The organism is Streptomyces sp. NPDC057694 (assembly GCF_042799415.1).
GTDB lineage: Bacteria > Actinomycetota > Actinomycetes > Streptomycetales > Streptomycetaceae > Streptomyces.
The window spans coordinates 440,174-451,845 of record NZ_JBHVIX010000004.1 but is presented as its reverse complement, the minus strand read 5'-3'; the positions used below and the strand labels follow the sequence as shown (position 1 = coordinate 451,845).

Sequence of the window (11,672 nt, the reverse complement as noted above, 5' to 3'; positions counted from 1 at the left end):
GCTGCGGGTGAATGGCGACCTGGGGGCGCGGGGAACTGCGCGACCAGCCCCCACCGGGCCGCGGGTGAATGGCTACCTAGGGGCGCGGGGAACTGCGTGGGCGTGGGACAGGGCGGCCCGGCGGCGCAGCCGGCGCACGGCTTCCGCCGCGCCCAGGACCAGGAGCACCGAGGCCGCCCCGTGAACCGGCCAGTCGCCGAAGCGGACGTACAGGGTCGTGCCGTGGGCGGTCGGCGCCGCGTACACCCGGGCCGTGCTCGACGACGTACCGAGCCACGGGCCGACCCGTGAACCGTCGGGCCCGTACACCGCGGACACCCCGGTCAGCGTCGCGTGCACCATGGGCCGCCCGGTCTCGGCGGCCCGCAACGCCGCCAGCGACGCGTGCTGCTCGGGCGCCCAACTGTGCTGGAACGTCGAGGTCGACGACTGCGCGAGCAGCAACCGGGCCCCGTCCTTGGTCAGATTGCGGGTCATGTCGGGGAACGCCGACTCGAAGCAGACCAGCGGCCCGACCCGCAGGGCCCCGGCGTCCATGACGACCTGGTGCGTACCGCGCCTGCGGTCCTCGCCGGCCGCCTTGCCCACCGACGTCGCCCAGCCGAGCAACGAGCGGGCGGGCACGTACTCGCCGAACGGCACCAGGCGCATCTTGTCGTAGCGCGGACCGGTCGGACCGTCGCGCCCGATCAGGACCGAACTCTTGTAGATGCCCCCGGAGCGTCGCGCGTCCACATTGACCAGGATGTCCGCGTCGACGCGCCGGGACAGCGCGGCGAGCCGGCGGGCCAGGTCGGGGCGTTCGGCCAGGTCGAAGCCGACGCTGCTCTCGCCCCAGACGACCAGGTCGACATCGCGTCCGGCGAGCCGTCGGGTGAGGGTCTCCTCCCGGTCGAAGCGGCGCTCGGCGCCGCCGATCACTCCGGGCTGGACGACGGCGACGCGCGCGGTGCCGTCGGTCTGCGGGCGCGGCGCCCAGGCCGACGCGGCCGTGGTCACCGCCACCGTCGCCACGAGCCCGGCCACCGCCGTGGTGCGGGCGCCGTGCGCGACGACGAGCAGCGTCACCGCGGTGTTCACGGCGACGACGAGCAGGCTCAGCAGCCACACGCCGCCCACCGAGGCAAGCCGCAGCGCCGGACCCACCTGCCACTGACTGGAGCCCAGCATGCCCCAGGGGCCGCCCAACCCCTGCCAGGACCGGACCAGTTCGACCATCAGCCACGCCGAGGGCACCACGACCAGCGCGGCCACCGCCTGCCGCGACGACGGCCGGCCGTGTAGCAGCCGGTGCAGCAGCCAGCCCCACGGCGCCCACAACACACCCAGCAGCGCCGCGAGGACGACCGTGAAGACGTTCAGGCTGGGCAGCAGCCAGTGGTGCACCGCCAGCATGAATCCGAAGCCGCCCAGCCAGCCGTCCAGGGCCGCGCGGCGCGGCGTCGGCGCAGCGCGCGCAAGCAGCATCCAGGGCACGAGGGCCACGTACGCGAACCACCACAGCGCGGGCGCGGGGAACGCGAGCGCGGGCAGTGCGCCCGCCCCCGCCGCGGCGGCCCCGCGCCACCAGGGCGATGTGCCGAGCCGCTGCCGCCATCCCCGCATCCGCCGTGCCTCCCACCTCGTACGACTGCCGCCGTCATCGGTCACGTGCCTTCAGTGTGCGCGTCGGCGGCGATCAACGACAGTGGGCGCCGTCCGGCTCACACACCCGTGGCCGAGCGCTGCGGAGCCCGTCGCCATTTCTCGTGGACGGTCACCCGGTGCATCCGCCAGCCGAGGGACGTACGGACGAGCTCGAACGCGTACCGGCCGCCGCACACGAAGTCCGGGGCGCCGCCGTCGTCCGCGCCCGTGAACCGCATGGGGTTGATGTAGTCGGCGCGGACCAGGGCGGTGTCGCCGACGTCCCGGTCGAGGCGGCCGAAGCCCACGCGTCGGTTGACGATCAGGTGCTGGCGCATCGGGAACAGTTCCATGGTCCGGGTCAGCCACCGGGCGATCTCCTCGGCGCCGCCCTCCTCACCGCCCGCCGCCCGGTAGTCGGCGCGGCCGTCCGGCGCGAACAGGGCGCGGTACGCCGCCCAGTCCCCGTCGTCCACGGTCACGGCATAGTCGGTCACCAACTCGTCGACAGCGAGCCGGTCGAGGACGGTCGCGAGTTCCACACGCTGCGTCATCGAGTCAGTCTCGGGGCCCCGGCGCGCACAGCCAAGAGGCGTGCGTCAGGTCGCTGTTACCGTCACCCCATGTCAGCAGAGCCGAACACCCCCGTACCCGGCCCCGTCACGGCCGACGACGTCGCGCACGCCGTCCGGATCACCGTCGACGCCCTGAGCCCCGCGACCGGCGCCGACTGGCACGTCCCGGCCGGGCCGCTGGAGTGGACGTGCTGGGAGACCGGCGAGCACCTGGCCGACGACCTGTTCGCGTACGCGGCCCAGATCGGCTCGACACGGCCGCTGGCCGACGACTACGTGAGCTTCGGCTTCTCCCGGCGCCGCCCGCAGGGCCCCGCCAACACCGTCACCGCGGAGCTGGAGGCGGGCCCGGCCGGACTGCTGGGGGTGCTCGAGGCGTGCGGCGGACTGCTCGTCGCCGTGGTGCGGGGGACCCCGGCCGACGCCCGCGGCCATCACGTCTTCGGCGCCTCCGACCCCGAGGGCTTCGCCGCGATGGGCGTCGTCGAGACGCTGCTGCACGCCCACGACATGGCCCTCGGCCTCGGCGTCCCCTTCGAGCCGCCCGCCGGCCTGTGCGCCCGCACCCTGCACCGGCTCTTCCCCGACGCCCCCACCGACAGCGAGCCCTGGCCGACGCTGCTGTGGGCGACCGGACGCGGTGAACTGCCGGGCCGGGAAAGGGTCGGCAAGTGGCGCTGGTACGGTTCGCCCCGCGCGACATGATCACTGCCAGGAGGCTCGATTGACCCGCCCCATCACGCTCGTCACCGGCGGCAGCCGGGGCATCGGCGCCGCCACGTCGCTGCGTCTCGCCCGGGACGGCCACGACGTCGCCCTGTCCTACGTCCGGGACGAGTCCGCGGCGCAGCGCACCGCCGAGGCGGTGCGCGCGGCCGGTGCCCGCTGCGTGGTCCTGCGCGGCGACACGTCCCAAGAGGCCGACGTGGAGCGGCTGTTCGACTCGGTGCAGGAACAACTCGGCCCGCTCACCGGCCTGGTGAACAACGCCGGTGTCGCCGGACCGTTCGGCCCCCTCGCCGAGGCGCGCACCGAGGACCTGCGCCGGATCGTCGACGTCAACGTCCTCGGCGTACTGCTGTGCTGCCGCCGCGCGGCCCGCGACATGACCGCGTCCGGCGGCGGCGCGATCGTCAACCTCTCCTCCGCGGCGGCGACCCTGGGCAGCCCCGGCGACTACGTCCACTACGCCGCGTCCAAGGGCGCCGTCGACACGCTCACCGTCGGCCTGTCCAAGGAACTCGGGCCGGCCGGTATCCGCGTCAACGCCGTCGCCCCCGGCATCATCGACACCGAGATGCACGCCGCGGGCGGCGACCCCGGCCGGGCCGAACGGATGGCGGGCGGTCTGCCGCTGCGCCGGGCGGGCACGGCCGACGAGGTCGCGGCGGCGATCAGCTGGCTGCTCTCGGCGGACGCCGCCTACACGACGGGCACGGTGCTGCGCGTCGCGGGCGGACGCTGACCGGACGGGCCCGGATCAGGCTGCCTCGACGACCTCGGTGCGCATGGCCTGGGCCCACTCGGTCACCAACAACTCGTACTGCGTGCGCTGCTCGGCGGTGAGTCTCCCGCCCGCACGCAGCCACAGTCCGCGGATCTGTTCGTTCACTTCCTCGGCGGTCCGCGCGGGCCGGCGGGTGGCAGATGGCATGTGCCAAGGCTAAGGGCGGCGCGACCGAATGTGAACCCTGAGCGAGCGGTCGACTGCGCCAAGTGATCGTTTATGGCGCGAAGTTGACGGTCAGCTGAGCAGTCCCTTGCGGAGCCGGGTGGTCAACTCCTCGTCCATACCCAGGTGTTCGGTGACGTACCCCTGCACGCTCCCGAACTGCGCGGACAGGTCGGCGAGGAACAGCCGCATGATCGTCTCGGGTGCGCGCCCGAAGCCGGGCCAGCCCGGCTCACGGCCCTCGTGCGCCGCCTTCCAGTCCGCGAGGAGACGATCCCTGGCGAGTTCGGTAAGAGCGAAATCGGCCGCCACATCGTCCTCGTGGACCCCGAGCAGGGTGAGGACGAGCGCGGCGAGCAGGCCGGTGCGGTCCTTGCCGGAGGCGCAGTGGAAGACCAGCGGTTCATCGGTGGACGCGATCAGGTCGAGGGCCTGCCGCAGTTCGTCGGCGCCGTCGTGGGCGACCTCCAGATAGCGGTCGGCGAGATGGCGCCACGGGTCGACCGCCGGGTCGATCACCGTCTGGTCGTACGGGCGGCGCTCCACGCTGAGATTGACCCAGCTCTGGCCGGGGATCTCGGGCACCCGGCCACTCGCGGCGATCTCACGCGGGTAGCGCAGGTCGATCACGGTGCGTATGCCGAGGCCGGTGTATCTCTCCCAGTCGGCCCGCTCGGCGGTGGCGTCGTCGAGGGCCGGGCTCAGCTTCGACAGCGCGTCGGAGCGGTAGAGCCGCCCCCAGCGGACGGTACGGCCGTCGAGGGTGCGATATCCGCCCAGGTCACGGAAGTTGTGGAGATGGGCGAAGGCGATGTGGCGTGTCATGCGGGTCAGGATACGAACAGCGCCGGCACCACCCGTGTGGACAGCAGGGCCAGCGCGTCCGCGTCCGGTGTACCCGGCTCGGCCGTGTAGACCATGACGCGCAGATCGTCGCCCGCGACGGTCAGGATGTCGCAGTCCAGGGTCAGCGGGCCGACCTCCGGGTGGTCGACCGTCTTGCGGGCCGCCTCGTGCCGGCCCACCGCGCCCGCGTCCCACAGCGCCGCGAACCGCTGGCTGTCCGAGCGGACTTCGGCGATCAGGGCGGCCAGCTCCGGGTCGGCCGGATAGCGGCTCGCCGTCGCCCGCAGGTCCGCGACGAGGGCCGCCTCCATCGCCCGGCGCTCCGCGGGGCTCAGCCGCACCCGGCCGGGCGGGCCGAGGAACGTCCACCAGACGCCGTTGCTCCGGTGGCCGCGCCACTGCGGGCGCTCGCCGAGCAGCGCCGTGTACAGCGGGTTCGCGAGCAGCAGCGTCCAGGCGGCGTCGAAGACCGCGACCGGGGTCCCGGCGAGCCGCTCCAGGAGGCGGTGCACACTCGGCGTGAGCGCGCCGGGCACCCGGTCGCGGCCGGGCGGCACCAGGCCCGCGAGACGGAACAGGTGCTCGCGCTCGGTGCCGGACAGCCGCAGCGCGCGGGCCAGCGCCGCGACGACCTGGTCCGAGGGGTGGGAGGCCCGGCCCTGCTCGAGCCGGGTGACGTAGTCCGCGGAGATCCCGGCCAGCAGCGCCAGCTCCTCGCGGCGCAGCCCGGCGGCGCGCCGCTGCCCCACCGGGGTGAGTCCGGCCGACTCGGGCCGGACGCGGTCCCGCCAGCGCCGGACGGCGTCCCCGAAGTCGTTGCTCATGCCCCCACTGTGCCCTCTCGCGCGCGGATCTTCCTGGTACCGGCAGTCCCAGGAAGACGGGACGGCTGGCAGGACGGGACGCTTCGCCGGAGGCTTGACCCATGACCACGACACTCATCACCGGGGCGAACAAGGGCCTCGGCCGCGAAACCGCCCGCCGTCTGATCGAAGCCGGCCACACCGTCTACATCGGCAGCCGCGACCCCGAGAAGGGCCGTCGCACCGCCGAGGAGCTGGGCGCCCGCCACGTCGTCGTCGACGTCACCGACGAGGACTCCGTCGCCGCCGCCGCGGCGACGATCGGCGAGGCCCACGACGGGGTCCTCGACGTACTGGTCAACAACGCCGGCATCGAGGGCCGCACCGCCGACAACGGCATCGTCGCCCCCGCCGACGAGACCGTCGACACCCTCCGCCCGCTCTTCGAGACGAACGTCTTCGGCACGCTCCGGGTCACCCACGCCTTCCTGCCGCTCCTGAACCGCTCCGCCGCGCCCGTCATCGTGAACGTGGCGAGCGGTCTCGGCTCGATGGCGCTCATCGCCACCCCGGACGCCCCCGCCGGCTTCTACCCGGGCATCGCCTACCCGGCCTCCAAGACGGCCGTGAACATGCTCACGGTGCAGTACGCGAAGGCGTTCCCGAACATCCGGGTCAACTCCGTCGAGCCCGGCTTCACCAAGACCGACCTCAACGGCAACTCCGGCACCCAGACGGTCGAGGAGGGCGCCGAGATCATCGTCCGGATGGCACAGCTCGGCCCGGACGGACCGACCGGCGGATTCTTCGCCGCGTCGGGCCCCGTGCCCTGGTGACCTGCGACGACGCGGCCGCGCCGGTCCCCGGACGACTGATCCCCGTACGACTGATTCCAGTACGACTGATTCCCGTACAGCTGATCCCCGTACATCAGGCGCGCGAGCTGCCCACCGCCGTTTCCGGCTGTCCCTGATCCGTCGCGCCGTCGCCGGGGTTGTCCTCGCGGCCGCGCAGATAGCTCTCCAGCCCGGCGGCGCCCGTCAGCATCGCGCGGGCGCGGGCCGACAGCCGGTCGTGCCAGTCGCGCATCGCGCCCTCCAGCGGCTCGGTGCCGCCCACCGTGCGCACCTGGTCGATCAGCGGGGCGATCTGCTCCAACAGGTAGCCGCCGCGCCGCAGTTGATGAGCAAGCCGGGCGTCGCGCACATCGGCCTCGTCGTACACGCGGTATCCGGTCACCGGGTCGCGGCGCGGCCGCACGAGCCCGGCCTGCTCCCATTTGCGCAGGGTCGCGGGCCTGACGCCCAGCTCCTTCGCGAGCGGCCCGATGAACCGGACGGCCCGTCCGGGAGCCGCGGCGGGGACGGACTCCAGGCCGCGCAGGGCGTGCTCCACGGCCCGCAAGGTCCGCCGGTCCTCCAGCAGTTGGGCATGGCTCTCGTCGACGATGCGCAACGCCTCGTCCACCGCGCCCTCGTTCACCGCCCGCATGACCGCCGTCGCCGTCGCGTGACCGTGCCCGGGAACCAGGGCGCGGAACGCGGTCAGCGCCAGCGCGTGCAGCGGCGTATAGGTGCGGTATCCGTGCGGGGTGCGCGCGGCTGCCGGGAGGATGCCCTCCTCCTCGTAGTTGCGGACCGCCTGCGTGGACAGACCGTGCCCGCGCGCCAGATCGACAGGCCTGAGCCGCACTCGTGATTGAGGCTTGGAGCCCACGTATCTCCCGCTTTCCGAGCCCTACTCGGAAGAAGTCTCCACCGAGAGTTCAAAGATAGCGTTGACGGCATGAGTATCGACGCTGTCGACATCGCGCACACCGTCCATCCCATCGGAGCCGCCGCCGTCCTGCGGCTGCTTCCCACCAACCGCCCCCGGCTCCTGGCCCTGGGCGAGCCGACCCACGGCGAGGACTCGCTCCTCGACCTGCGCAACACGCAGTTCCGGCACCTCGTCGAGGAGGCGGGCTACCGGACGATCACCATCGAGAGCGACTGCCTGCGCGGACTCGCCGTCGACGACCACGTCACCGGCGCCCGCACGGGCCCGGACGCGCTCGACGACGCCATGCGGCACGGCTTCAGCCACGGCCTGGGCGCGTCCGCCGCCAACCGCGAACTCGTCCGCTGGATGCGGGAGTTCAACGACGGCAGGCCCGCCGCCGACCAGGTGCGCTTCGCCGGGTTCGACGGCCCCTTGGAGATCACCGGAGCCGAGAGCCCGCGCCGGGCCCTCACCTCGCTCCACGCCTTCCTCGCGGACCACGGCGACGCGAACCTGCTGCCGTGCCCGGCGCGGACCCTCGACGACCTGCTCGGCGCCGACGAGCGGTGGACCGAGCCCGCCGCGATGCGGGACCCGGCGCGCTCGGTGGGCCGGTCGGCCGACGCGTCCCGGCTGCGGCTGCTCGCCGACGACCTGCTGGCGCTGCTCGACGCGCAGACCCCGCAGCTGATCGGGGCGGCCTCGCGGGAGGCCTGGGACCGGGCCCGCCTGCACGGGCGGACCGCCGTCGGCCTGCTCCGCTACCACCACGGCATGGCCGACACCTCGCCGCACCGGATGACCCGGCTGCTCGCCGTGCGCGACTCGATGATGGCCGACAATCTCCTCGCCCTCGCCGAGCGCGCCCCCACCCTGGTCTTCGCCCACAACTCCCATCTGCAGCGCCCCCGGAGCACCATGCGCATGGACGGTTTTCCGCTGCTGCACTGGTGGAGCGCCGGCGCGCTCGTGGCGGCCCGGCTGGGGGAGCGGTACGCGTTCGTGGCCACGGCCCTTGGCACGATCCGCCACCAGGGGGTCGACACCCCGCCCCCGGACACCCTCGAAGGTCTCCTGTACGCGCTGCCGCAGGACCGCTGTGTCGTCGACCCGGCCGCGCTCGCGGAGCTGCTCGGCGACCCGGCGCCCGCGCCCCGCGCCTCGCCGTGGTTCGGCTACGCCTCGTTCGACCCGTCCCATCTCGGGGACTGCGACGCCCTCGTGTTCGTCAAGGACTCTCCTCCGGCCCCGCGATGAGGGACGGGCGGGTGCGAACACCGGCCCACGGCCCTGCGAGGATCGTCCCCATGCCCATCAGTTACGAGAAGGTGCCCGCCGGGCTCGTCAGCCTCGCCAAGACCGCCGCCGTGTCCCTGGAGAAGCAGGGGCTGACGGGGCTGCGGGCCGCCGTCTACCTGGTGCTCGACCGGTCCGGGAGCATGCGCCGCTACTACAAGAACGGCAGCATGCAGCACCTCGCCGAGCAGGTGCTGGCCCTGTCGGTGAACCTGGACGACGACGGTGTCGTCCCCACCGTCTTCTTCGACAGCGACGCCCGGCCCGCCGTCGACATCGGCGTCGACGACTACCAGGGGCGGATCGCCGAACTGCACCGTGCGTACGGGCACATGGGCACCACCGACTACGCCGCCGCCATGGACGCGGTCATCGACCACTACCTCGACAGCGGCGCCGGGAGCCCGGCCCTCGTCATCTTCCAGACCGACGGCTCCCCGGACTCCCGCCGCGCCGCCGAACAGACCCTGTGCAAGGCCGCCAAGCTGCCGCTGTTCTGGCAGTTCGTCGGCTACGGCAAGGACAAGTTCGACTTCCTGCGCAAGCTCGACGAGCTGGCGGTCCCGGACAGGCGCGTCGTGGACAACGCCGGGTTCTTCCCGGCGGGCAAGGACCCGAAGCTGATCCCGGACGCGGTGCTCTACGACCGACTGACAGGGGAGTTCCCCGACTGGCTCCGGGCCGCGACCGCCGCCGGGATCATCGCCTGAGCGAGCCCCGGACGGGCCGGGCGGGGGCGGGCGTCGCCCGCGTCGTCACCCGTCGTCGTCGCTCAGGGAGTCGCGCACGCCCTTGATCTTGTCCGCGGCCTTGTCGCGCACGTTCGCCGTGTCGGCCTTGGCCTGATCGACCTTGCCCTCGGTCTTCATGCGCTCGTTGCCGGTGGCCTTGCCCAGCATCTCCTTGGCCTTGCCCTTGGCCTTGTCCATGGCGTTGTCGTTGCCACTCATGACGACTCCTCGATGAGGTGGTAGGGGGTCGTCTGTGACGTTACGGGCGGGTCGCGCGGCACGCATCCGGAGGCGCGCACCGCCCCGGGAGCGGCTTGCGGCGGCGGTCCTACCCGGCCGACTCGGCGGCGTGCGGGCTCAGCACGCCCATGGTCACCAGCACGATCAGCGCGATGCCCAGCGCGATCCGGTAGTACACGAACGGCATGAAGCTCTTGGTGGAGATGTACTTCATCAACCACGCGATGATCGCGTACCCGACGCCGAACGCGATCAGCGTCGCGAACACCGTCGGCCCCCACGACACATGTCCGCCCTCCGTCGCGTCCTTCAACTCGAAGACACCGGAGGCCAGTACGGCCGGAATGGCGAGGAGGAACGAGTAACGGGCCGCCGACTCACGGGTGTAGCCGAGGAAGAGGCCGCCGCTGATCGTGGCGCCGGAGCGGGAGACGCCGGGGATCAGGGCCAGTGCCTGGCACAGCCCGTAGATCAGGCCGTCCTTCACCGACAGGTCCTTGAGTTCCTTGCGCGCGGTGACGGCGCGGTGCTTGCCGCCGATCTCGTCGCGGGCGGCACGGCGGTCCGCGATGCCGAGCACGACACCCATGAGGATCAGGGTCGTCGCCGTCAGCCGCAGATCGCGGAACGGGCCCTCGATCTGGTCCTTGAACGCGACGCCGAGGACACCGATCGGGATCGAGCCGACGATCACGAGCCAGCCCATCTGGGCATCGTGGTCACCGCGCATCGTCTTGTCGGTCAGCGATCTGAACCACGCCGAGATGATCCGGGCTATGTCCTTGCGGAAGTACAGCACCACGGCCGTCTCCGTGCCGAGCTGGGTGATCGCCGTGAAGGCGGCACCCGGATCGCTCCAGCCGGCGAAGGCCGCCGTCAGCCGCAGATGGGCGCTGGACGAGATCGGCAGGAACTCCGTGAGCCCCTGGACGAGACCGAGAATGAAAGATTCGAACCAAGACATGGAGAGGTACGCGATCCAGGGGCCGGAGACGGGACCGGCCGCGGGTGCGGACCGGACAGGACGGGGACGTACGCACCCCTGTCACCACGGCGACGGCGGGCACACGCGTGGGCACGGTAACGGCCCCAAGTGACGGGAAGGCAAAGCCCGCTAGACATCCAGGTCACGCTGGGCCGACAGCAGGGTGTCCCCGGCCGGCGTGCGGAAGTACAGCACCGAGCGCCCGGCCCGGCGGCGGCCCACGAGGCGGGCGTCGGCCAGCACCTTCAGATGCCGGCCCACCGAGCCGAGCCCCTGACCGGTCAGCGCCGTCAACTGGGTCGTCGTCAGCGGCCGGTCTAGCAGGACCAGGACCCGGGCGCGGGCCGCGCCCAGCAGCGCGGCCAGCCCGTCCGGCGCCACTGCCCGGCCCGCGTCGGCGAGCGCGCCCGCGCACGGGTACACCACCGCGTACCGGTCCACCGGCACGGCCGAACCGGGCGGCGGCTCCGGCCAGGACACCCAGCCCTGCTGCGGGGTCACCGGCACGAACAGCAGCCGGGCCCCCGAGATGTCCCGGGGCGGATAGTCGTGGGCGTTGATCCGCAGCCGGCCCTCGCCCAGCCAGCGCATCGTCGGCCGCAGCGCGCCGAACGCCGCGGCCCAGCCGCCGACCGACAACTCCCGGGTCCGCGCGACCACATCGGCCTCGATGACCCGGCGCCGCCGCGGCCACTCGGGCAGCACCGTCGCCCGCCACACCCAGTCGAGGAGCCGCGCGGCACGCGGCCCCAGGTCGTCGGCGTGCGCGAGCCCGGCAGGCAGCGGCCCCGGCCACGACAGCGTGAGGTCCGCGCGCACGGCGTCCGACGGCGTGGCCGCGATCCGGGCGAGCCCCTCGTCGAGGTCCAGATCGGACCGTCCGTACGGGGTCGGGGTGAAGAAGTCCGCGTTCCAAGTCGCCCCGAACGCGGCGTCCAGCAGCGCCGCCGTCACCGGATCCCCGGCCAGCCGGGCGCGGTAGGCGGGCAGATGGGTGTCGAGCCAGCGGCGCTCGCCGGGGTGCGCGGCCCTCGGGGCGGCGAGCTTCTTGAGGCTCGCCGTCGTCTCCGCGAGCGACGACACCACGAACCGGCTGCCCGCGAGCGTGTCGGCGTCGACCTGCCAGATCCCCACACC

At 73.0% G+C, this 11,672-nt stretch carries 14 protein-coding genes; 5 read left to right on the top strand and 9 right to left on the bottom strand.

Features of this window, described 5'->3' with window-relative positions; genetic code table 11:
* Positions 1 to 72: 72 nt before the first annotated feature.
* Both lnt and ACFVDP_RS14225 read right to left on the bottom strand, forming a co-directional pair.
* Positions 73 to 1,605, bottom strand: coding sequence for an apolipoprotein N-acyltransferase (gene lnt / locus ACFVDP_RS14230; protein WP_383488584.1), 1,533 nt, complete (start codon positions 1,603 to 1,605; stop codon positions 73 to 75).
* Between the two features lie 98 nt (positions 1,606 to 1,703).
* The gene (locus tag ACFVDP_RS14225; RefSeq protein ID WP_383488416.1) at positions 1,704 to 2,180 is read right to left on the bottom strand and encodes a nuclear transport factor 2 family protein; all 477 of its coding nucleotides are present in this window, start codon (positions 2,178 to 2,180) and stop codon (positions 1,704 to 1,706) included.
* Between the two features lie 69 nt (positions 2,181 to 2,249).
* On the opposite strand from ACFVDP_RS14225, the gene ACFVDP_RS14220 reads away from it, so the two are divergent.
* Complete coding sequence (locus tag ACFVDP_RS14220; protein WP_383488413.1) at positions 2,250 to 2,906, top strand: hypothetical protein; 657 nt, start codon at positions 2,250 to 2,252, stop codon at positions 2,904 to 2,906.
* A gap of 19 nt (positions 2,907 to 2,925) precedes the next feature.
* Positions 2,926 to 3,666, top strand: coding sequence for an SDR family oxidoreductase (locus tag ACFVDP_RS14215; RefSeq protein ID WP_383488411.1), 741 nt, complete (start codon positions 2,926 to 2,928; stop codon positions 3,664 to 3,666).
* 15 nt (positions 3,667 to 3,681) lie between these two features.
* Here ACFVDP_RS14215 and ACFVDP_RS14210 read toward each other — a convergent pair whose 3' ends face one another.
* The 3 genes from ACFVDP_RS14210 to ACFVDP_RS14200 form a co-directional block, all read right to left on the bottom strand.
* Positions 3,682 to 3,855, bottom strand: coding sequence for a hypothetical protein (locus tag ACFVDP_RS14210; RefSeq protein WP_383488408.1), 174 nt, complete (start codon positions 3,853 to 3,855; stop codon positions 3,682 to 3,684).
* A 90-nt stretch (positions 3,856 to 3,945) separates the two neighbouring features.
* Complete coding sequence (locus ACFVDP_RS14205) at positions 3,946 to 4,698, bottom strand: tyrosine-protein phosphatase (protein WP_383488406.1); 753 nt, start codon at positions 4,696 to 4,698, stop codon at positions 3,946 to 3,948.
* Positions 4,699 to 4,703: 5 nt separating this feature from the next.
* The gene (locus tag ACFVDP_RS14200) at positions 4,704 to 5,543 is read right to left on the bottom strand and encodes a helix-turn-helix transcriptional regulator (RefSeq protein ID WP_383488403.1); all 840 of its coding nucleotides are present in this window, start codon (positions 5,541 to 5,543) and stop codon (positions 4,704 to 4,706) included.
* A 101-nt stretch (positions 5,544 to 5,644) separates the two neighbouring features.
* Here ACFVDP_RS14200 and ACFVDP_RS14195 point away from each other — a divergent pair, with 101 nt between their 5' ends.
* Positions 5,645 to 6,358 carry an SDR family NAD(P)-dependent oxidoreductase gene (locus ACFVDP_RS14195; protein ID WP_383488401.1) on the top strand — a complete coding sequence of 238 codons (714 nt, stop codon included), beginning with the start codon at positions 5,645 to 5,647 and terminating at the stop codon, positions 6,356 to 6,358.
* A 94-nt stretch (positions 6,359 to 6,452) separates the two neighbouring features.
* Here the strand turns inward: ACFVDP_RS14195 and ACFVDP_RS14190 are convergent, their stop codons facing one another.
* Entirely contained in the window at positions 6,453 to 7,238 is a 786-nt protein-coding gene (locus ACFVDP_RS14190) for a TioE family transcriptional regulator (protein WP_383488398.1), read from the bottom strand.
* Between the two features lie 69 nt (positions 7,239 to 7,307).
* Here ACFVDP_RS14190 and ACFVDP_RS14185 point away from each other — a divergent pair, with 69 nt between their 5' ends.
* Both ACFVDP_RS14185 and ACFVDP_RS14180 read left to right on the top strand, forming a co-directional pair.
* Positions 7,308 to 8,540 carry an erythromycin esterase family protein gene (locus ACFVDP_RS14185; RefSeq protein WP_383488395.1) on the top strand — a complete coding sequence of 411 codons (1,233 nt, stop codon included), beginning with the start codon at positions 7,308 to 7,310 and terminating at the stop codon, positions 8,538 to 8,540.
* Positions 8,541 to 8,590: 50 nt separating this feature from the next.
* On the top strand, positions 8,591 to 9,289 hold the full coding sequence (locus ACFVDP_RS14180; protein ID WP_383488392.1) for a VWA domain-containing protein: 699 nt from the start codon (positions 8,591 to 8,593) through the stop codon (positions 9,287 to 9,289).
* Positions 9,290 to 9,334: 45 nt separating this feature from the next.
* Here the strand turns inward: ACFVDP_RS14180 and ACFVDP_RS14175 are convergent, their stop codons facing one another.
* From ACFVDP_RS14175 to ACFVDP_RS14165, 3 genes are all read right to left on the bottom strand, one after another.
* Entirely contained in the window at positions 9,335 to 9,529 is a 195-nt protein-coding gene (locus tag ACFVDP_RS14175) for a CsbD family protein (protein ID WP_383488390.1), read from the bottom strand.
* A 109-nt stretch (positions 9,530 to 9,638) separates the two neighbouring features.
* Positions 9,639 to 10,514: an undecaprenyl-diphosphate phosphatase gene (locus tag ACFVDP_RS14170; protein ID WP_383488387.1), complete on the bottom strand. Its 876-nt coding sequence runs from the start codon at positions 10,512 to 10,514 to the stop codon at positions 9,639 to 9,641.
* Between the two features lie 150 nt (positions 10,515 to 10,664).
* On the bottom strand, positions 10,665 to 11,669 hold the full coding sequence (locus ACFVDP_RS14165) for a transcriptional regulator (RefSeq protein ID WP_383488384.1): 1,005 nt from the start codon (positions 11,667 to 11,669) through the stop codon (positions 10,665 to 10,667).
* Positions 11,670 to 11,672: the final 3 nt, after the last annotated feature.